The sequence below is a fragment of the Methylotenera sp. E1MeOHC1 genome, from assembly GCF_058745595.1.
Map to the genome: position 1 here is coordinate 347,467 of NZ_CP196025.1, position 20,214 is coordinate 367,680.

Annotated in this window: 18 protein-coding genes; 6 read left to right on the forward strand and 12 right to left on the reverse strand. The window is 44.4% G+C overall.

Annotated features, from left to right (window positions below; genetic code table 11):
* The first annotated feature begins 246 nt into the window (after positions 1-246).
* Positions 247-492 (forward strand): hypothetical protein, encoded by a 246-nt coding sequence (locus ACSSU7_RS01570; RefSeq protein WP_492516995.1) that lies wholly within the window; start codon positions 247-249, stop codon positions 490-492.
* Positions 493-691: 199 nt separating this feature from the next.
* On the opposite strand, the gene ACSSU7_RS01575 is transcribed toward ACSSU7_RS01570, so the two are convergent.
* From ACSSU7_RS01575 to zwf, 3 genes are all read right to left on the reverse strand, one after another.
* Complete coding sequence (locus ACSSU7_RS01575; RefSeq protein ID WP_492516996.1) at positions 692-2,932, reverse strand: Orn/Lys/Arg family decarboxylase; 2,241 nt, start codon at positions 2,930-2,932, stop codon at positions 692-694.
* Between the two features lie 142 nt (positions 2,933-3,074).
* Positions 3,075-3,650: a dCTP deaminase gene (gene dcd / locus ACSSU7_RS01580; RefSeq protein ID WP_331020618.1), complete on the reverse strand. Its 576-nt coding sequence runs from the start codon at positions 3,648-3,650 to the stop codon at positions 3,075-3,077.
* Positions 3,651-3,808: 158 nt separating this feature from the next.
* Positions 3,809-5,314 (reverse strand): glucose-6-phosphate dehydrogenase, encoded by a 1,506-nt coding sequence (zwf, locus tag ACSSU7_RS01585; RefSeq protein WP_492516997.1) that lies wholly within the window; start codon positions 5,312-5,314, stop codon positions 3,809-3,811.
* Between the two features lie 156 nt (positions 5,315-5,470).
* Here zwf and pgl point away from each other — a divergent pair, with 156 nt between their 5' ends.
* A complete protein-coding gene (gene pgl, locus ACSSU7_RS01590) occupies positions 5,471-6,193 on the forward strand; it encodes a 6-phosphogluconolactonase (RefSeq protein ID WP_492516998.1) in 723 nt (240 codons plus the stop codon).
* Positions 6,194-6,341: 148 nt separating this feature from the next.
* Here the strand turns inward: pgl and apbC are convergent, their stop codons facing one another.
* Positions 6,342-7,430, reverse strand: coding sequence for an iron-sulfur cluster carrier protein ApbC (apbC, locus tag ACSSU7_RS01595; protein ID WP_492516999.1), 1,089 nt, complete (start codon positions 7,428-7,430; stop codon positions 6,342-6,344).
* Between the two features lie 254 nt (positions 7,431-7,684).
* Between apbC and metG the strand changes: the two genes are divergently transcribed.
* Both metG and ACSSU7_RS01605 read left to right on the forward strand, forming a co-directional pair.
* Positions 7,685-9,766 carry a methionine--tRNA ligase gene (metG, locus tag ACSSU7_RS01600; protein ID WP_492517000.1) on the forward strand — a complete coding sequence of 694 codons (2,082 nt, stop codon included), beginning with the start codon at positions 7,685-7,687 and terminating at the stop codon, positions 9,764-9,766.
* 129 nt (positions 9,767-9,895) lie between these two features.
* Complete coding sequence (locus ACSSU7_RS01605) at positions 9,896-10,348, forward strand: YMGG-like glycine zipper-containing protein (RefSeq protein ID WP_492517001.1); 453 nt, start codon at positions 9,896-9,898, stop codon at positions 10,346-10,348.
* Positions 10,349-10,413: 65 nt separating this feature from the next.
* Here ACSSU7_RS01605 and ACSSU7_RS01610 read toward each other — a convergent pair whose 3' ends face one another.
* The 8 genes from ACSSU7_RS01610 to ACSSU7_RS01645 all read right to left on the reverse strand — a co-directional run bounded on the left by ACSSU7_RS01610 (position 10,414) and on the right by ACSSU7_RS01645 (position 18,341).
* Entirely contained in the window at positions 10,414-11,061 is a 648-nt protein-coding gene (locus ACSSU7_RS01610; protein ID WP_492517002.1) for a ComEA family DNA-binding protein, read from the reverse strand.
* 116 nt (positions 11,062-11,177) lie between these two features.
* Complete coding sequence (gene pyrF / locus ACSSU7_RS01615) at positions 11,178-11,900, reverse strand: orotidine-5'-phosphate decarboxylase (RefSeq protein ID WP_492517003.1); 723 nt, start codon at positions 11,898-11,900, stop codon at positions 11,178-11,180.
* A 16-nt stretch (positions 11,901-11,916) separates the two neighbouring features.
* Positions 11,917-13,089, reverse strand: a complete 1,173-nt coding sequence (lapB, locus tag ACSSU7_RS01620; RefSeq protein ID WP_492517004.1) for a lipopolysaccharide assembly protein LapB — start codon at positions 13,087-13,089, stop codon at positions 11,917-11,919.
* Positions 13,090-13,299: 210 nt separating this feature from the next.
* Entirely contained in the window at positions 13,300-13,581 is a 282-nt protein-coding gene (locus ACSSU7_RS01625) for an integration host factor subunit beta (RefSeq protein ID WP_015832458.1), read from the reverse strand.
* A gap of 41 nt (positions 13,582-13,622) precedes the next feature.
* Positions 13,623-15,125: a 30S ribosomal protein S1 gene (rpsA, locus tag ACSSU7_RS01630; protein ID WP_209308718.1), complete on the reverse strand. Its 1,503-nt coding sequence runs from the start codon at positions 15,123-15,125 to the stop codon at positions 13,623-13,625.
* A gap of 314 nt (positions 15,126-15,439) precedes the next feature.
* Complete coding sequence (gene cmk, locus ACSSU7_RS01635) at positions 15,440-16,117, reverse strand: (d)CMP kinase (protein ID WP_492517005.1); 678 nt, start codon at positions 16,115-16,117, stop codon at positions 15,440-15,442.
* A 56-nt stretch (positions 16,118-16,173) separates the two neighbouring features.
* A complete protein-coding gene (aroA, locus tag ACSSU7_RS01640) occupies positions 16,174-17,454 on the reverse strand; it encodes a 3-phosphoshikimate 1-carboxyvinyltransferase (RefSeq protein WP_492517006.1) in 1,281 nt (426 codons plus the stop codon).
* A 20-nt stretch (positions 17,455-17,474) separates the two neighbouring features.
* The gene (locus ACSSU7_RS01645; RefSeq protein WP_492517007.1) at positions 17,475-18,341 is read right to left on the reverse strand and encodes a prephenate dehydrogenase; all 867 of its coding nucleotides are present in this window, start codon (positions 18,339-18,341) and stop codon (positions 17,475-17,477) included.
* 200 nt (positions 18,342-18,541) lie between these two features.
* On the opposite strand from ACSSU7_RS01645, the gene ACSSU7_RS01650 reads away from it, so the two are divergent.
* Positions 18,542-18,994, forward strand: coding sequence for a substrate-binding domain-containing protein (locus tag ACSSU7_RS01650; protein ID WP_492517008.1), 453 nt, complete (start codon positions 18,542-18,544; stop codon positions 18,992-18,994).
* On the forward strand, positions 18,966-20,204 hold the full coding sequence (locus tag ACSSU7_RS01655) for a TonB-dependent receptor (protein WP_492517009.1): 1,239 nt from the start codon (positions 18,966-18,968) through the stop codon (positions 20,202-20,204). The genes ACSSU7_RS01650 and ACSSU7_RS01655 overlap by 29 nt, the downstream gene beginning before the upstream one ends.
* The last annotated feature ends 10 nt before the right edge of the window (positions 20,205-20,214 follow it).

Sequence of the window (20,214 nt, forward strand, 5' to 3'; positions counted from 1 at the left end):
CTTTCCTTGCTGAATATTTTTCAGGCTAGAAACGGAGGGCATCACAGATGAAACCACAGCTTAGCCAAACCTTTGAAAACGCCTTATGTACTTATCTCAATACCACCTCTGAGCATACTATCCATGCACGCCAACTCCCAGAAAATCAACGAACAATAGATCAATTACCACGCAGGGTGGCGTATTGCTAGCTAGCGTGCCCTGCATGGGCTAAGCAAATGGTTATTAATAGAGAAGTTGAGGCTTATGAAGAAGTTGATATTTATAGCAATTTTTGCTGCAATTACTTATGCATGCATATATTCATGGGCACTGTTAAGAGTGCCGCAGTTTGTAACTGAATGTACTGCAAGCGCTAAAGATAAAGCTGTATTAGAAAACCCTCGTAAATTAAGCACAATTGAACAAGCTAAATTTGCATCTAAAACGTGGGCTTGTGTAAAGAATAAGCAGGGCTGGATAGAAAAGCTTTTTGTTGATCTACCGAAGTAACTTGCATGAGTATATTAAGTTAAGTAAACGTAAAAGGTTAACGTTGTGCATAGTCTCTAGATGGGGATGTTTTTTACGGTCATTCTTTGCAATGCAACAACAATGATGTACTGATGCGCCATGTGAACCATTTAAAGTGGGTGAGTTCACCATTAAGTGGGCTCACCCTGATAAAAGAAAAACTTGGGCTAGTAGCTTATTACTGCGCCACGCAATCTACGTAGTAAGTCGCTTTACCATCAACCACTTGTTTCACTAAGCCGTGTACATCAGTTTCAAAGCCTGGGAAGCGTTCATTAAACTCACGTGCGAATTTCAGGTAATTCACAATGATTTTGTTAAAGCGCTCGCCTGGAATCAATAACGGAATGCCTGGTGGGTAAGGTGTTAGCAACACTGCAGTAATGCGGCCTTCAAGTTCATCAATCGCTACGCGGTCAATCTTGCGATGTGCCATTTTTGCAAACGCATCGGTTGGCTTCATTGCCGGTACCATGTCTGACAGGTACATTTCTGTCGTTAAGCGTGCCACGTCGTTGGCTTTATATACACCGTGAATCTGTGCGCATAAATCGCGCAAGCCTAGGCGTTCGTAACGTGGGTTTTTCTGTACAAATTCAGGTAATACTTTCCATAATGGCTGGTTCTTGTCGTAATCGTCTTTGAACTGTTGTAACGCAGCTACCATGGTGTTCCAGCGGCCTTTGGTAATGCCGATGGTGAACATGATAAAGAACGAATATAAACCAGTTTTTTCAACAATCACGCCATGCTCAGCAAGATACTTGGTGACGATTGCAGCTGGAATTCCGAACTCATCTGAGAAATCTCCATGAATATCTAGGCCTGGGGTGATGATGGTGGCTTTGATTGGGTCTAGCATATTAAAGCCTTCTGCTAGGTTACCAAAGCCATGCCAGCCTTCGTTGGCTTTTAGCATCCATGCATCGCGCTCTTCAATACCTTCTTCTGAAAGGTCGTTTGGACCCCAAACCTTGAACCACCAGTCGGTACCCCATTCTTCATCCACTTTACGCATGGCGCGGCGGAAATCTAGGGCTTCCATGATAGATTCTTCTACCAATGCTGTGCCGCCTGGTGCTTCCATCATGGCCGCAGCAACGTCAATACTCGCCACAATTGAATACTGTGGGCTGGTAGAGGTATGCATGAGGTACGCTTCGTTGAATACGTCACGGTCCAGTTGGTTGTTTTCTGCATCTTGCACCAGAATCTGCGAGGCTTGTGACAAGCCTGCTAGCAGTTTGTGGGTTGATTGCGTTGAAAACACCATGGATTCTTTACAGCGCGGGCGATCTGCGCCAATTGCGTGGTAATCGCCATAGAAATCATGGAATGTAGCGTGTGGCAACCAAGCCTCGTCAAAGTGCAGGGTATCAATCTTGCCATCTAGCATCTCTTTGATTTCTTCTACGTTGTATAACACGCCGTCATAGGTAGATTGCGTGATAGTCAATACACGAGGTTTCACCGTTTTGTCGGTTGCAAACGGGTTGCGGTCAATTTTCTTCTGAATGTTTTCCCAAGCAAATTCGCTTTTTGGAATCGGGCCGATAATGCCGAAATGGTTACGCGTAGGCATCAGGAATACCGGGATTGCGCCTGTCATAATGATGGAGTGCAATACTGATTTATGGCAGTTACGGTCTACCACCACCACATCACCTGGCGCTACGGTAGAGTTCCACACCATTTTGTTGGATGTTGATGTACCGTTAGTCACAAAGTACAAGTGGTCGCAATTGTAAATACGCGCTGCATTACGCTCAGAAGCCGCTACCGGGCCAGTATGGTCAAGCAGTTGACCAAGTTCATCTACCGCGTTACATACGTCTGCACGCAGCATGTTCTCACCAAAGAACTGATGGAACATTTGTCCAACCGGTGATTTCAAGAATGCTACACCACCTGAGTGGCCAGGGCAGTGCCATGAGTAAGAGCCATCCGCCGCATAATGTGTCAGCGCTTTAAAGAATGGCGGTGGCAGGCTGTCTAAATAGGCTTTAGCTTCACGGATAATCAAACGTGCCACGAACTCTGGCGTATCTTCATTCATATGAATAAAGCCATGCAGCTCGCGTAGTACATCGTTAGGGATGTGGCGCGAGGTGCGTGTTTCACCGTGTAGGAAAATTGGGATTTCTTCGTTGCGGTGGCGTATTTCCGTTACAAACTTACGTAACTGCTCAATCGCCTCTGGTTTCTCTTCGATAAACTCTTCATCATCAATCGACAAAATGAACGCTGATGCACGGCTTTGCTGTTGTGCAAATGAAGTCAGGTCACCATAGCTGGTAACGCCCAGTACTTCTGTGCCTTCTTCTTCAATAGCTTTAGCCAGTACGCGAATACCTAAGCCGGATGAGTTCTCTGAGCGGAAGTCTTCATCGATGATAATGACAGGGAAACGAAATTTCATTCAAATGCCTTTAAATTTTATGGTGAGAGCGACTTTGCACACGTTTTTATTGTGGTGTAGTCGCTTACTCTTACATCTATCTTTGTAATACGCTTAGCTTCCGTCTGATCGATTAGATTACAACGGCCAAATACGGCTAAGGTTAGATTTTTGGTAAAGTCACGCCAACTTGACCTTGATACTTGCCGCCACGGTCTTTATAGCTGGTTTCGCAAATATCGTCTGCGTCTGCTTCAAAGAACAGCACTTGCGCGCAACCTTCATTTGCGTAAATCTTAGCTGGTAACGGTGTGGTATTGCTGAACTCTAGTGTGACATAGCCTTCCCACTCTGGTTCAAACGGGGTTACGTTTACGATAATGCCGCAGCGTGCGTAGGTTGATTTACCTAAGCACACGGTAAGCACGTTACGCGGGATACGGAAGTACTCCACTGTACGTGCCAGCGCAAATGAGTTTGGTGGAATAATGCAGTAGTCTGCGTTTACTTCAACAAATGAATTTGGATCAAAGTTTTTTGGATCAACAATAGTGCTGTTGAGGTTGGTAAACAACTTAAATTCTCTTGAGCAGCGAATGTCGTAGCCATAGCTAGAGGTGCCGTAAGACACCATGCGCTCGCCCGCCGCATTCATTTTGACTTGATTAGGCTCAAATGGCTCTATCATGCCGTGTTGTTCTGCCATACGGCGAATCCATTTGTCTGATTTAATGCTCATAAGTGTTTAAATTTATAGAGGTTTAAAGTGAATCGAATTATAAGGCCTAACCGCTGAATTACAATGAAAATTTATTAAGATTCAGCTGGAAAAAAGCCTCACACTTATTGAATAAGTTGTGAGGCTTCTTAAAGCGCTTTTATAGATGAAATTGCAGCTTAGTGCTTGTCGCCGCCTAATTCAATACTATAGCGCCAGAACTGATCTTCAGATTCAAAAATCACGCTAGACTCTTGTGGGTCACGGCTGCCAGCTGGGTACTGATGTACTGGTGATTTGTCAGCCATCCATGCTTTTACCACAGGGTCTACCAAGCGCCATTGTGCTTCAACTTCACTGATGTGAAGGTAAAGTGATGGGTCGCCTTCCATCAAATTAAGCATTAAAGATTCGTAAGAGTCGATAGTCTCATCACCTTGTTGGCGTTGTGGCGCATCGATGCTTAATGTGCGCGTTGCAATGTCTAAACCTGGAATCTTAGATTCGATTTCCATTTTGATACATTCACGTGGCTGAATGTTCAGTGTTAACCAGTTTTGATGTTGGCCTTCTACCAATTGCATCGGTGCTTTTTTGAAGCGGATAGAAATAGCGGTGTTGCCTTCGTGCATGCGTTTAGCAGTACGCACGTAGAATGGCACGCCTTTCCAGCGTGGATTATCAATGAACAGCTTTAATGCTGCATAAGTTTCTGTCACGCTTTCTGTTACGCCGTCACGTGCTAACTCTTCCAAGTAGCCAGTTACGTTCTCACCATGACCGTCACCGGCTTGTACGCGGCCAGCTTTGTATTGTGCGCGGAAGGCGTGCTTGTTTAGCTCGCTCACAGGAATTGGGCGAATAGACTCTAGCAGCTTGATTTTTTCAGCACGAATGCTCTCTGGGCTAAGGTCTGATGGTTTTTCCATCGCAACTAGTGCTAGTGTTTGTAGCAAGTGGCTTTGTACCATGTCGCGTAGTGCACCTGTTGCATCGTAGAATGTGGTGCGGTCGCCAACGCCTAAAGTTTCATTGTTGGTGATTTGTACGTGATCGATGTGCTCGTTGTTCCATAATGGCTCGAACATTGCATTGGCAAAGCGTGTCAGCATTACGTTTTGTAAAGCAGATTTACCTAAGTAGTGGTCAATACGGTAGATTTGGCTTTCTTTTAGGTATTTGGTCAGTTCAGCTTGCAGTGCTTGTGCGCTTGGCAAGTCTGTACCAAATGGTTTCTCAATCAACACACGGCGCCAGTATTTGCTCTCGTCAACCAAGCCAAGCTCTGCCAGTTGCGCAACAATCGGTGCAAAGTCAGTAGGGCGTACTGATAAGAAGTAAGCTAGGTTTTGTGGATATACAGACTCATCTGCCAATCTTTCGCGCAGTTTGTTCATTGCATTCGGGTCAGTTGGCGGGTTTGAGTGATAGTGGTTACGTGCGATAAAACGCTCGAACACTTTTTGGTCGTAACCGTTTTTGAATTTGGCATCCAACATACCTTTAACATCGGCTTGCCAGTCTTCGCGACTTACTTCACCGCGGCCAACTGAAAGAATCACCATGTGTTCCGGTAGGCGACCAGCTGCATCTAGGCGAAACAAACCAGGCATTAATTTGATGCGAGATAAGTTACCACTCGCGCCAAACAGCACCAAGGTACAAGGATCTATTTTTTTTGCCATTATTTCAAACTTTCTTAAATAGGTTTTTGTAAATACTGCGGCTATTTTACATTCGCTAGATTGATTCATAATTTCGCAACTTTATGAATCACTCAGGTTAAAATAGCGCCTTTAAATGAATTAACGTAATTATACCGAAAAAGGCAGCACTGTTTTATGCAAACCACACAAACACTTGAAGTTAAATCTCTTACTTTGGCTAATAATCAGCATACACGTTGGTACCGGTTTAATTCGCAAGATGAAATCAATCAGGCGACATTAAAACGTATTCTGCAGGCTGCAGATGAGGCGATTCAAAAACACGGTAGCTTTTTAATTGTGCTAGCTGGTGGCAGTACGCCAAAAAGCGTGTATCAGTTACTTGCTAAAGAAAACGCAGACTGGGCTAATTGGCACGTTTACCATAATGATGACCGCTGTTTGCCTGTGGACCACGTAGAGCGTAATAGCAAAATGGCGCGTGATGCTTGGTTAAACCATGTGGCGATTCCGCAAAATCAGATTCATGATATCCCTGCGGAGTTGGGCAATGTTGAAGGTGCAAAAGCCTATGCGCAAACTTTGGCTGGCGTTCGTACGTTTGACTTAGTAATTTTAGGCTTGGGTGAAGATGGCCACACTGCTAGCTTGTTCCCGAATCAGGCGGTTGATAATAGTGCGGATGCTGTGCCTGTGTTTAACTCACCTAAACCACCTGCTGAGCGCGTGACCATTAGCCAAAACCGTCTTGATAATACACATGGTGTGATTTTTCTGGTGACCGGTGCAGGTAAGCAAGATGCAGTGAATAACTGGTTAAATGGCGTTGCAATTCCAGCAACCTTGATTGCGCCAGCTTGCGGTGTTGATGTGTACAGTTTTGGCGTTGAGTTTTAATTCAAGCTATCTAAATGTACCTGAAATAATTGAAGGCTAAAGTAATTGAAGGATGGCGCACGAGGTCATCGCGCGCCATCCTTCAAATCTAGATTCAAAACATCAAAACACTTTAAGCAGTCACTTAAAGTGTTTTTTTTAGTTTAATTTAGGTGTTTTGGATTACGATGTTAGGGAATTTTCCGCTGTGATCCAAGCTTGCGTTGGCAATCTTAATCGCTGCCTTGCGTGCAATTTCTTTGTAGATATTGGCTACTTTAGAATCTGGATTTGCAATCACAGTTGGCTTGCCGCTATCAGCTTGCATGCGGATATTAATATCCAGCGGTAATGCGCCTAATAAATCTACGTTGTAGTCTTTTGCCATCAACTCACCACCACCAGCACCGAAGATATGCTCTTCGTGACCACAGTTAGAGCAGATGTGCGTGCTCATGTTTTCAACAATGCCTAAAATAGGGATGCTGACTTTCTCAAACATTTTAAGACCCTTACGTGCGTCTAGCAGCGCAATATCTTGCGGTGTGGTAACGATGATTGCGCCAGTGACAGGAATTTTTTGTGACAATGTCAGTTGAATGTCGCCAGTGCCTGGCGGTAGGTCAATCACTAGGTAATCTAGGTCGCGCCATTTAGTATCACGTAATAGCTGCTCTAACGCGCCTGTCACCATTGGGCCGCGCCATACCATTGGGGTGTCCGTGTCGATTAAAAAGCCGATAGACATTGCCTGTATGCCGTGTGCTTCCATTGGTTCCATGCTTTTGCCGTCTAGGCTTTCTGGTCGGCCGCTAATGCCTAACATTTGCGGTTGGCTTGGGCCGTAGATATCTGCATCTAGCAAGCCTACGCTTGCGCCTTCTGCCGCCAGTGCTAACGCTAAGTTAACAGATGTGGTTGATTTACCCACGCCGCCTTTACCTGAAGCTACCGCAATAATGTTTTTAACGTTTGGCAACAAGCTCACGCCTTGTTGCGCTTTATGCGCGACGATTTTACTGCTGACATTCACTGTAACTCGGCCTATGCCTTCAATGCCCAATAAGGCTTGTGCTACGTGGTTTTGTATGTCTGCCATGACAGATTTTGCTGGGTAGCCTAATACGATATCTAAACTGACATCATTGCCATCTACCTTGATGTTTCTTGCTGATTTACCGCTCACAAAGTCTTTGCCCGTGTTAGGGTCTATACATAGTTTTAAGGTGCTTTGAATGAGTAGTTCTGAAATTGCCATGTCGTGAATTCCTGATTTAATATTGGCCTGATTTATATTGGATAGTGCTACAAGTGTTTATAACTTGAGTAAATTAATGGGTTATTTTAACTGATTGTGGTGTTGCCTTGTATGTTTTGCATCAAACTTTTGCGTAAACAGCACACCATTATTGGTTAATTTGATATGCATTCCTAAAAACAGTAATCATTGCTGTGTGAACGATGCCGCATTTGTTAGAATGTGGTTTTTAGCTCAATAGATTCATTTATCTCATGGCAACAGCAAATAATCCTCGTAAAATTCTTGTTACTTCAGCACTGCCTTATGCTAACGGCAGTATTCATTTAGGCCACTTAGTAGAGTATATCCAAACTGATATTTGGGTACGTTTTCATAAAATGCAAGGTCATCATGTGCATTATGTATGTGCAGATGACACACACGGTACGCCTATCATGCTACGTGCTGAAAAAGAAGGCATTACCCCTGAAACATTGATTGCCAATGTACACAAAGAACATTCTGCAGACTTTTCAGAGTTCCTAGTGCAGTTTGATAACTACTACTCTACCAATGCGCCTGAGAACAAAGAGCTCTCACAAAGTATTTATAAAAAACTAAAAGCAGCGGGCAAGATTTCAACTAAAACTATCGAACAGTTTTATGACCCAGTCAAAAACATGTTCTTGCCAGATCGCTTTATTAAAGGTGAGTGCCCTAAGTGCCATGCTAAAGATCAATACGGTGATAGCTGTGAAGTGTGCGGTGCAACGTATAACCCGACCGAGCTGATTAATGCCTATTCTGCTGTGTCTGGTGCGGCACCAGTGCGTAAAGAGACCGAGCATTATTTCTTTAAACTATCTGAATGCGAGCAGTTTTTAAAAAATTGGACACGCTCTGGCACATTGCAAGGTGAAGCTGCTAACAAGATGGGTGAGTGGTTTGAAAATGGTCTGAACGATTGGGATATTTCACGCGATGCGCCTTATTTTGGCTTTGAAATCCCTGATGCGCCAGGTAAGTATTTTTATGTGTGGTTAGACGCGCCAATTGGTTACATGGCTAGCTTTAAAAAGCTGTGTGCAGAAAATCAAAAGTCTGGGTTGGATTTTGATGAGTACTGGGCCAAAGATAGCAAGACTGAGCTTTATCACTTTATCGGCAAAGATATTTTATATTTCCACGCTTTATTTTGGCCAGCTACGTTAGAGTTCTCTGGGCATCGTAAACCTACCCAAATTTTTGCGCATGGTTTCTTAACCGTAAACGGCGAAAAAATGAGTAAGTCACGCGGTACGTTTATTACTGCGCGCAGCTATTTAGACCATATTAAGAATCCAGAGTATTTGCGCTATTACTATGCGGCTAAATTAAACAGCACAATGGAAGACATCGACCTTAATCTAGAAGACTTTGTGGCACGTGTGAATAGTGATTTGGTGGGTAAATACATCAATATCGCCAGCAGAACCGCTGGTTTTATTAATAAGCGTTTTGAAGGGCAATTAAATCCATCTGCTAATAATGCTGTGGTAGCAGAAATCAAAGCATCAGCCGATGCGATTGCCGAGAGTTATGCCGAGCGTGAGTATGGTAAAGCGTTGCGTGAAATCATGCGTTTAGCAGACGTTGCCAATGGCTTTGTGGCTGAAAAAGCGCCATGGGTGCTGGCAAAGCAAGAAGGTCAGGATGCAGTTTTACAAGAGGTATGTTCAGATGCTTTGGAAATGTTCCGTTTATTAACACTGTACTTGAAACCAGTGTTACCAAAACTGGCTGGTGAGATTGAGCAGTTCTTGAATATTGCGCCACTAAGCTGGAATGCTGTGGCTACATCCTTATCGCCGCAACATCATATTAATGCTTATGAGCATTTGATCACTCGTGTTGAAGGTAAGCAAATTGAAGCGATGACCGAGGCGAATAAAGAGAACTTACAAGCAACGCCAACACCAGCGCCGCATTCTCAACAGCGCCATGCTGAGCATCAGCAAGCCGCTAGTGCAGATGCAGCAGAAGCTGAGTATATTAGTATAGATGACTTCACTAAGGTGGATTTGCGTATTGCCAAAATCGTGAACGCAGAACATGTAGAGGGCGCCGAGAAGTTGCTTAAGCTTAGTCTCGATATTGGTGAGGATAAACCACGTCAAGTGTTTGCTGGTATTAAATCCGCTTATGACCCTGCTAGTTTGGTGGGGCGTCTGACAGTGATGGTGGCTAATTTGGCGCCACGTAAAATGAAGTTTGGCATGAGTGAGGGCATGGTGCTGGCAGCTAGTGATGAGCGCGGTGGCCCATACATATTAAGTCCGGATAGCGGCGCGCAAGCTGGCATGCGTGTTAAATAAGATTTATTAAACTTATTTTCTTGTAAGTAATCTACAGGAAAGTTGGAATAATCTGATTGTTTTAAATTAAAGTTTAGGCTTGTGTAGTGAGAATCGTACAAGTTTATCTAACTTAAGAAAGGGTCTTAAATGAAATATATTAATGCTACGTTGTTGGCAATGTTACTGCTCTCAGGGCAATCTATGGCTGCAGATAGCAATGCTAAAACGGCCATTGGCGGCGGCTTAGGCGCTGCTGCAGGTACTGCTATTGGCAGCGTGGTTGGTGGTAGTACGGGTGAGATTGTTGGCGGCGCTGTTGGCGGCGGTCTTGGTGGTGCAGTAACCACTAAAGGTAAAGGCCAGGCTGGTGCAGTAATTGGTGGCGCAGCAGGTGGTGCAGGTGGTGCTTATGTCGGCCGCCAAGTGAGTGGTAGCACGGCTGGTGCTGTAGTGGGCGCTGCTGCTGGCGGTGCAGGTGGTGCGGTTGTAGGTAAAGTGATTGATGAACCTGCGCCTAGAACCGGTGGTGGTGATTACAAACGTAAGCACAAACATGGCAAGGGTCACTACAAACATAGACATCAAGGCCATGATGACTAATTAATTAGGTCAGATAGTATAATAAAAAAGCCGCGATTAGCGGCTTTTCTATTATCGATTGAACACTACTCTTTTTTGTCAGCAGTAGCTTTTTTATCGGTTTTTGTGGATTTCTTTGCCTTGCTCTCTGTTTTTGTATCTGTAGTTTTTGTATCTTTTTTCTCAGTTGCTTTTTTATCAGCCTTCGCTGGTTTCTCTTCTTTTGCAGGCTTGGTTTCTTTTGCGTCAGCAGTTTTGCCTGAAGTAGCAGCTTTATCTGTACCTACTGCTTGGGCCTCTTTTGCCGCTTTGGGCTCTTTAGCTGGTTTGTCAGCTTTAGTCGCTTTTTTCTCAGTTGTTGCTTTTACTTCTTTCGTATCGGTAGTTTTGCCTGCGGCAGCTGCCTTCTCTGTACCAACTGCTTTAGGGGCTTTGGCTGGCTTGCTGTCATTTGCTTTAGCGTCTACTACAGCTGCTGATTTTCCGCTGATTGACACATCTTTACGCACGCTTTGCAGGGTGGCTGCGCCAACGCCATCTACTTTTTCGAGATCATCTACTGATTTGAAATTACCATTCTTTTTGCGGTAATCAATAATTGCTTGTGCTTTTACTGGGCCAATACCGTTGAGGGATTCCAATTCAGCTTGGGTTGCGGTGTTGATGTTCACCGCGGCTAGCGCACTGATACTAAAGCTTAAGAAAACAAATAATGCTAGTAACATTTTTTTCATTTTAATTCTCCGTTAGGTTCTCAGACTATTCGTTAATATTGTTTTAAAAACTAAACAATGCGATGCCCATCATAGCTTAAACAGTTAATATCAAACAAGCTCGATACAACGATAGATTAAGATACGCACTCAGCATGAATCGCTTCTAATGCTTTTAGCGGATTCGCTGCCTGCGTGATAGGTCGGCCTATCACTAGATAGCTAGATCCCATGTTTAGTGCATCTGCAGGAGTGACAACGCGCGACTGATCATCTTTGTTGACATTGGCAGGGCGAATGCCTGGGGTTACCAAACAAAAGTCTTGGCCTAATTTAGCGCGCAATATTTCGGCTTCTAATGCTGAACAAACCACACCATCCAGACCAGCTTGTTTAGTGAGCGTTGCCAGGTTCAGTACATGGGTGGCGATATCTGTTTGGATGCCAATTTGATTTAAGGTTTGCTGGTTCATGCTGGTCAGCACAGTGACCGCAATCAGTAGAGGCTTGGTGGTGCTAGAGTCAACCGCTTGCTTTGCTGCCTGCATCATCTCTGTGCCGCCACTTGCGTGCACATTGAGCATCCAAATGCCGAGGTTACTCGCTGCGGAACAAGCTTTAGCAACGGTGTTAGGGATGTCGTGGAATTTTAAATCTAAAAATACACCAAAATTCGAGCGCGCTAGGGTTTCAACAAATTGTGGGCCTGCACTGGTGAATAGCTCTTTACCTACTTTTAGGCGGCAAAGGGCAGGGTCTAGCTGCGCTACTAGTTTTAGCGCGCTTGCGCTGTCAGCATAATCGAGTGCAACAATGATTTTTGGGTCAACTTGTTGAGTGGTTTGTAATGAAGTAGTCATAGTATGTATCGTTTAATTAAACAGCGGTAGGTTCTGATGGGAGTGCTTCCCATGCGTTACAAGCTGGGCATTGCCAGTGGTGGTATTTAGCTTTAAAGCCGCATTGTTCACAATGGTAGGCAGTTTTGTTACCAATTGCATGACGCACCGCCTGCTGCATCAGTTGTGTGTCTTGTAAGTTGCTTTGTTTGGGTTGATTAGTTTCTACAATGGCACGTGCCTGTAGTAACAAGTCTAGCGTGTTTAAGCTAGGTTTTTTAATCAGTTCTGTGCGTGCCAGTTTAGCCGCGCTTTCTGCGCCTTCTTCTGCTAAGGTTGCCTCATAGAGTACATTGAGCAATGAGTTTAGCTGGTAGGTTTGTAAATATGTATTGAGTAAGGCAAGCCCCTCAGCGGTTGCATTTAAACTGCGGTAACTGGCGAGTAACTTAGGGGCGATTAAGCCTAGGTATTCAGGTTTTTGAAACTCTACGCGCTTCCAAGTAGAGATAGCGGCTTTGTGTTCACCAGACTCTGCTTCTAAGTCGCCAAGTAATACATTGGCACGTACGCAGTTTTTATTGGCGCTGAGCGCTAGGTCTAACTCAAACCTTGCACTATGAGTATCGTTTGCAAGTTTAGATTTAACCGCCATTTCGCAATAGTAGTGTGAGATTTCAACACGGAACGGCACACCTGAAAGGCGCTCCAACTCGGTAGCTGCTTTAATTGCACGTTCCCATTCACGTTCACGTACATAGATTTCAAGTAATGCACGTAGTGCCGGTTGACGATAGCGGTCATCATCTAAAGTCTCAAATAGTTCTTCAGCTCGGTCAAATAGGCCTGCTTTTAGATAGTCCTGCGCAAGCTCTGCGGTAACGGCAAGTTTTTGTTGTGGTTCTAGTTCTTTTTTTGTAAGTAAGTTCAGGTGTAAGTGAATGGCGCGATCCACCTCACCGCGTCTTCTAAATAGGCTACCTAGTGCAAAATGTAGCTCGAGCGAGTCTGTATTGGCTTGTACTGCCTCTGAAAAAGCTTCAATCGCTTTGTCATGCTGATTGGTGATCAGGAAGTTCAGGCCTTTAAAATATGCGGCAGGCAGGGCGGTTGATTCAGCCAGAAGCTGCTTAAGGTCAACTCGTGCGGCTATCCAGCCCAAGCTAAAGAATAAAGGTAATGCCAATAGCCACCAGAACTCAAATTCCATTTTATTCTACTTTATTAATTGATTAAGGTTGTGCGCTTAGGTGCTGAGTGTGTGCAAAGTTATGGTAATACGTTACTTAACCTGACTAAGGTAGATAACCCAAGCTTGTTATCATTTTACCTTATTTGACTATGGCATTATAAGAAATGGCATCATAAAAAAAACGGCAACCAGATGGTTGCCGTTTAGACTGGAACTTAAAAGCAAATGCTAGCTTAAATCCACACGTTCACGTAGTTCTTTACCCGCTTTAAAGTGAGGTACATGTTTCTCAGGTACCTCAACCTTGCTGCCGGTTTTTGGGTTGCGACCCAAACGCGGTGGACGGTAGTTCAAGCTAAAGCTGCCAAAGCCTCTTATTTCAATGCGTTCGCCTGTCGCCAGGTTATCAGACATCGCGTCCAATATTGCCTTCACTGAAAGCTCTGCATCTTTCATCACTAATTGCGGAAAACGTTCTGCAAGAAGTGTGATTAGCTCAGATTTTGTCATGCTTATATGCCTTTTTTTCTTGATACTAAATAACGGGCTAATTATTTCTTGCTGTCTAACTTGGCTTTTAATAGCGCACCAAGGTTAGTTGTACCAGCAGCCGCGCCATCATCTGGCAATTGAGCAGGTTCTTTTGATTTAGCAGATTTAGCTTTAGGTTTAGCATCTGATTTTTCTTCAGAAGTAGCACCTGAAGGATCAGCAGTTAATTGTTTTACGCCTAAAGAAATGCGCTCTTTTTCAACGTCAATAGCTAAGATCACAGCTTGTAATTCGTCACCTTTTTTGAAGTTACGAATTGCTTCTTCACCTGATTGTGCCCATGACAAATCAGATAAGTGAACTAAACCATCAATGCCGCCTGGCAAACCAATGAACACACCGAAGTCTGTGATTGATTTGATTTGGCCTGAAACTTTGTCGCCTTTAGCGTGAGTTGCAGAGAAATCATCCCAAGGGTTAGCTTGGCATTGTTTCATACCTAATGATAAACGACGACGTGCTTCGTCGATTTCAAGAATCATTACTTCAACTTCGTCGCCTAATTGAGCGATTTTGCCTGGGTGAATGTTTTTGTTTGTCCAGTCCATTTCTGAAACGTGAACTAAACCTTCGATACCTGGTTCGATTTCAACGAAAGCACCGTAGTCAGTCAAGTTAGACACTTTACCGAACAAGCGTGTGCTTACTGGGTAACGGCGTGTTAATGCAACCCATGGGTCGTCGCCCAATTGTTTGATACCCAATGAAACGCGGTTTTTCTCTTGATCGAATTTCAATACTTTAGCTTCAACTTCTTCACCCACTGTTAATACTTCTGATGGGTGTTTTACACGACGCCATGCTAAGTCAGTAATGTGTAGCAAGCCATCGATGCCACCTAAGTCTACGAACGCGCCGTAGTCAGTAATATTTTTAACGATACCTTTAACAACAGCACCTTCAGCCAATGTACCTAGTAAAGCTTCGCGGTCAGCACCAGCAGAAACTTCCATTACAGCACGGCGTGAAACAACGATGTTGTTACGTTTACGGTCTAGTTTGATCACTTTCAAATCACATTCTTTGTTTTCGAATGGAGTAGTGTCTTTTACTGGACGTACGTCAACCAATGAACCTGGCAAGAATGCCATGATGCCGTTTACAGATACGCGTAAACCGCCTTTAACTTTACCGCTTACGAAACCTTTAATGATGCGGCCTTCGTTCATTGCATCTTCTAGGTCTAACCATGTTTCCATGCGTTTAGCTTTTTCGCGTGAAAGTACAGTTGAACCGAAGCCGTCTTCTAGCTTCTCAATTGCTACTTTAACAAAGTCGCCCACTTGAACTTCAAGTTCGCCTTGAGCGTTACGGAATTCGTCAGCGTTGATTACGCTTTCAGATTTAAGACCTGCGTTAACGATCACATGATCATTATCAACAGAAACAACTTCAGCAGTGATCACTTCGCCAGAACGCATTTCTTGGCGAGCTAAGCTTTCTTCAAAAAGCGCAGCAAAGGATTCCATAGATGAAGCAGTAGAATTAGAAGTAGAAGCCATTAAATAAAATTACCTAAAATATCCCACCTAGCAGTGGGGTAGTTAAAAAGCTACGCATCGGTGATGATGCGTAGGACGATACCAAGCTTATGCAGCCCAAAGATGGAATTATAACTAAAACATTGAAAAATAAAAGACTATTAATGAATTTTTACTAATATTTTTCATACTTTTTTCGTATAAAAAAAGTTTTTAAGCACTATTTTTGGTGAAATCAATAGCTTGCAATGTAATCTTGATTTTATTTCGAAATGTTCGTCGTTTTAATTTTCAGTTATACAGCCTAAGGCCTTACTTTATAGATGAGTGTTAGCTTAGCTGTTGCAATTTTCAAAAGCATCTAGCACGGTGTTTACTGCGTCTACGATACTTAAGTTGTCAGTTTCGAGCAGGACGGCATGTTCTGCCATCACTAACGGCGCACTCGCACGTCCTTTGTCTCTAGCATCGCGCTCTTGCAGGTCTTGCAAGATATTTTCATAGTTTGCAGCTTGGTTTTTGCCTAATAGCTGCTTGTAGCGGCGTTCTGCTCTAATTTCAGTTGATGCAGTAAGAAAGATTTTGAGTGGGGCGGATGGGAAAATGACCGTACCCATGTCACGGCCATCGGCAACCAAGCCCGGGGCCTGCAGAAAGCTGTGCTGCAAATCTACCAAAGCCGCCCTCACTGGCGCATGCACAGCAACTTGTGATGCGCCTTTACCCATGAGCTCGGTACGAATCTCATTGGAGATATCTTGCCCATTTAACAACACTTGGTCATGTATGAATCTGATTTGTAATGACTTTGCGCATTCTGCTACTGCGTCAGCGTCATCCCAGGCGATGTTGTTTTGATGTGCCGCGAATGCAACAACGCGATACAGTGCACCAGAGTCCAGATAGGCAAAGCCTAGTTTGTCGGCAACCAATTGTGCTACGGTACCTTTACCAGAAGCAGAAGGGCCATCAATGGCAATGACAGGTATTGGATGTTCTTGCTTATTGTTCATTTATAAAGTTTATCGTAGTGTTAATAACAATGTAGCAGCAGGGGGCCAGTATGAGGCTATGACACCAGTTTTTTAAACTCAGTGAAATAGTTAGGGAATGTTTTAGCTACACAATTAGGGTCATTAATAATGATAGGCACACCGCCTAGACTAACCAGTGAAAAACACATAGCCATGCGGTGATCGTCGTAGGTGTCAATGACTGCGTTCGGTATTAAGGCTGCCGGCGGTGTAATGGTGATGTAGTCCGCACCTTCTTCTACAATCGCGCCTACCTTGCGTAGCTCAGTTGCCATAGCCGCAATGCGGTCAGTTTCCTTGACGCGCCAGCTTGCGATGTTGCGCAAAGTGCTGGTGCCTTTTGCAAATAAGGCCACAATTGCGAGTGTCATCGCTGCATCCGGAATGTGGTTGCAATCAATATCTATGGTGTTGATATTGGCTGCTTTAGTTGCGGTGATATGGTTATCGCCATAGCTGATATTGCCGCCCATCAGCGATAGTGCATCTGCGAAACGTACGTCACCTTGAATACTGTCTTTGCCTAGACCCGCAACCGTGATATTGCCTGCAATAGCACCGGCAGCCAAGAAGTATGAGGCACTGGAGGCATCGCCTTCTACAAAAATTTCTCGTGGGGCAATATAGTTGCTGTTGGCTGGAATAGTGAAGCTTTGCCAGCCGTTACGTACTACTTGCACGCCAAATTTTGCCATTAGATTGAGGGTAATTTCAATATATGGCTTGGATATTAATTCACCAACCACTTCAATCGTGGCTTGCTGTTTGGTTAATGGCAGTGCCATCAGCAGTGCGGTAAGGAACTGACTAGAAACATCACCGCGAATTTTAATCGGTTTGGATAAATCTACTTGAGGTGCAGCAATTTTTAGCGGTGGAAAGCCATCGTTACCTAAATATTGAATATCAGCACCGGCCTGCTTTAACGCATCGACCAAATCGCCAATCGGACGCTCATGCATGCGAGCAACCCCAGACAGTTGGTAGTTGCCGCCAGCCAAGGCTAAGGCAGCGGTAAGCGGTCTGAACGCTGTACCTGCATTACCTAAAAACAAATCAGCTTCCTTATTAGGGAAGTTGCCACCGCAGCCTGTGACACGCCAAGCGTTTTCAGCAAAGTTCTCTAACTGTACGCCTAAGGTTGCTAGCGCCTCCAGCATGCGGGAGGTGTCGTCTGACGCCAATACATCACGTATTTCTGTTGTGCCATTGGCGAGTGCTGCCAGCAGCAGTGTGCGATTGGAAATGCTTTTTGAGCCGGGTAGGGTAAGCGTGCCTTGTGCCTGATGGCCTGCGGCCAGTGTGAGTTGTTCCATAATTAATTCTTTATTGTTGGTTATTGCTCTTTAAGCTTTGCCCAGTTGTTACGCGCTGTACTGGCACGCTCGAATAGCGCATGCAAAGCATCGCCGTCACTGAGTTCCAGCATTTGTTTTAATCGCGACAGTTCATCTTGGTATGCCGTAATTTCACTCAATAGTGCAGTTCTATTGGCTAGGCTAATATCGCGCCACATTTCAGGGTGGCTGCCTGCAATACGGGTAAAGTCTCTAAAGCCACTGGCGGCAAAACCAAACAGTTGTTCTGCGTTGTTGCGCGATGCGATGTCATCTACCAGCGCAAAGGCCAGTAAATGAGGCAGATGGCTGACTGCGGCAAAAATACTGTCGTGCGTTGCTGCTGGCATTTCGGTGACGTTTGCGCCGCAATGTTGCCATAACTCACGCACACGTTGAACTGCATCAGCATTGGTTGTATCGGTTGGCGTTAGCACCACATTTTTATTGCGGTACAAGTCTGTAGTGGCCGCAGTCACGCCACTTTTTTCAGCGCCTGCAATTGGGTGGCCGCCCACAAACTGATTAAATTGCTCGCCTAATATTTCTTGTGCACAGGCAAGTACATCACTTTTAGTGCTGCCTGCATCTGTAATTACAGTGTTTGATGTTAAAACTGGTTTGATGGCATTAAGTATGCTGGCTGTTTGCGCTACTGGCGCGGCAATCAGCACAATGTCGGCATTGTGCACTGCTTGGCTGGCGTCGCTACAGGCAACGTCTATCACCCCTAAATCCAATGCGGACTGTAAACTTTCAGTGGAGCGACCCACCCCTATAATTTGTGCCGCACTCCCTGCTTTTTTTAAAGCGAGTGCAACCGAGCCACCAATCAGGCCCACACCAAAGATAACGATTTTTTTCAATTTTTTAAGATAATTTACAACAATCAATAATCGCAATTGTAGCATTGTTGTAATTGCCAAAAATCATGGTGCTATTTTTTGTTTTTGTTACTGCTGAAAAATAAGTTTGAATCACTAAAATTGCCCCATTATTTTTTTGTAGCATTATTTAAATATCTCAGTGATAATTGGTACAAATATTCTGCACAAAGTAAATAATAATGAGAATTTGGCAGCTAATAATATTTATTCAAATTGTAGTACTCTTGCATCCACCAGCGCTTGCTGCGAGCGTTGATGCTAATGTTGGCTCAAGAGTCGCAGTCATTTCTTCCTCATCATTTAACCCCGGTGTCATTAGTGCCAATACGTTGCGCGCTATTTTTGTGATGAACCAAACCAAGTGGAGTGATGGCACTCCCGTAAAAGTCTATGTTTTCTCAGATTCAAATCCCACACATGAAGTTTTTAGCAAAGAAGTGTTGAGATTTTTCCCACGTCAGCTCAGGCGTGCTTGGGACAGGCAGGTATTCGCAGGCTTAGGGCAATATCCTGAGCAAGTATCATCTGCACAAGAGATGCTCGCGAAAGTGAAAGCTACGCCTGGTAGCGTAGGTTATCTATTGTTGCAAGAGGTGAATCAAGATGTACGTATACTTCAAATATCACAATAGACTTAGATTTAATCAACCTCGCCTCAAGCAATTGTTTGCGAGATGGGTGCTGGCGCTCTCTGTATTTACGTGCAATGCAGCTTACGCGGTTGATATGCTGGATGGCAAGCTACAACTGCATGGGTTTATTACACAAGGGATGGTGAATACCACCGGTAACAACTTCTTGGGTAAAAGCCGCGATGATATTAGTTATGATTTTCGTGAGGTTGGCTTAAATGCTACTTATCGTGCGTTACCTCAATTACAGTTCTCAACACAATTAATTTCTCGTAAGGCTGGTGAGAATGACAATGGGGAGCTACGAGTTGGGCATGCCTTTGTTGACTGGACTGCAGCTTCCGGTGATTGGGGTAGCTCTGGTGTGCGATTTGGTAGAGTCAGGGTGCCTTATGGTCTTTATGCTGAAACTGGTGATGTTGCATTTACCCGTGATTCAGCTATTTTGCCGCAACCTATTTATTTTGATGTGACGCGTCGGTTACAAAAGTCAGCCGATGGTTTATCGCTTTATCATAACGCGGTTTCTGACTACGGTAATTTTGGCATCAAATATTACTTGGGCTACCCACAGGCAGACGGCAAATCGACAGAGGCTACGTTTTTAGGCAGGGACATGCCCGGTCGGTTAGACTCTAAATTGACGCAGTTGGTGAACTTCTCATTTGATAGTAATAACGGTCAGTGGCGGCTTGGATTTACAGCAGCCAACGTCAAGTTAGAATACGACAGAAAAGCCACTGATTTCTTATCTAGTGGTGATATTAGCTTAGTGCCTTACCTGTTGTCAGCACAATATAATGCTGAGAAATGGAGCCTAACCGCCGAGTACTTACTTGAATTTCTTGAGTTTAAAGGGTTTGGCCCACTCATGGATAGTAAAACAAGCGCAGATGGCTTTTATGTGCAGGCAGCCTACCGTCCGGCATCCAAGTGGGAAGTTTTTACCCGCTATGATGCTTTTTATAGAGACCGTTCAGATCGTCATGGTAAGGAGTGGCAAGCAACGACAGGGCTTCCGGCCTTTATGCTCTATAGTAAAGACTGGTCTGCTGGCGTGCGCTATGACGTGAACGAAAGTTTTAGCTTACGTGCCGAAGCACATCGTATCAATGGTGCTGGCTGGCTATCACCGCTGGAAAACTCAAATCCTGCCGCACTAGAAAAAGACTGGGATATGTTGATATTGCTTGCTTCTTATCGCTTCTAAGTGCTTGGGC

Excerpts from the sequence above, each read along its gene's own strand:
- ACSSU7_RS01570 (WP_492516995.1), top strand. The coding sequence starts at position 247 with ATGAAGAAGTTGATATTTATAGCAATTTTTGCTGCAATTACTTATGCA.
- ACSSU7_RS01575 (WP_492516996.1), bottom strand. The coding sequence starts at position 2,932 with ATGAAATTTCGTTTCCCTGTCATTATCATCGATGAAGACTTCCGCTCA.
- dcd (WP_331020618.1), bottom strand. The coding sequence starts at position 3,650 with ATGAGCATTAAATCAGACAAATGGATTCGCCGTATGGCAGAACAACAC.
- zwf (WP_492516997.1), bottom strand. The coding sequence starts at position 5,314 with ATGGCAAAAAAAATAGATCCTTGTACCTTGGTGCTGTTTGGCGCGAGT.
- pgl (WP_492516998.1), top strand. The coding sequence starts at position 5,471 with ATGCAAACCACACAAACACTTGAAGTTAAATCTCTTACTTTGGCTAAT.
- apbC (WP_492516999.1), bottom strand. The coding sequence starts at position 7,430 with ATGGCAATTTCAGAACTACTCATTCAAAGCACCTTAAAACTATGTATA.
- metG (WP_492517000.1), top strand. The coding sequence starts at position 7,685 with ATGGCAACAGCAAATAATCCTCGTAAAATTCTTGTTACTTCAGCACTG.
- ACSSU7_RS01605 (WP_492517001.1), top strand. The coding sequence starts at position 9,896 with ATGAAATATATTAATGCTACGTTGTTGGCAATGTTACTGCTCTCAGGG.
- ACSSU7_RS01610 (WP_492517002.1), bottom strand. The coding sequence starts at position 11,061 with ATGAAAAAAATGTTACTAGCATTATTTGTTTTCTTAAGCTTTAGTATC.
- pyrF (WP_492517003.1), bottom strand. The coding sequence starts at position 11,900 with ATGACTACTTCATTACAAACCACTCAACAAGTTGACCCAAAAATCATT.
- lapB (WP_492517004.1), bottom strand. The coding sequence starts at position 13,089 with ATGGAATTTGAGTTCTGGTGGCTATTGGCATTACCTTTATTCTTTAGC.
- ACSSU7_RS01625 (WP_015832458.1), bottom strand. The coding sequence starts at position 13,581 with ATGACAAAATCTGAGCTAATCACACTTCTTGCAGAACGTTTTCCGCAA.
- rpsA (WP_209308718.1), bottom strand. The coding sequence starts at position 15,125 with ATGGCTTCTACTTCTAATTCTACTGCTTCATCTATGGAATCCTTTGCT.
- cmk (WP_492517005.1), bottom strand. The coding sequence starts at position 16,117 with ATGAACAATAAGCAAGAACATCCAATACCTGTCATTGCCATTGATGGC.
- aroA (WP_492517006.1), bottom strand. The coding sequence starts at position 17,454 with ATGGAACAACTCACACTGGCCGCAGGCCATCAGGCACAAGGCACGCTT.
- ACSSU7_RS01650 (WP_492517008.1), top strand. The coding sequence starts at position 18,542 with ATGAGAATTTGGCAGCTAATAATATTTATTCAAATTGTAGTACTCTTG.
- ACSSU7_RS01655 (WP_492517009.1), top strand. The coding sequence starts at position 18,966 with ATGTACGTATACTTCAAATATCACAATAGACTTAGATTTAATCAACCT.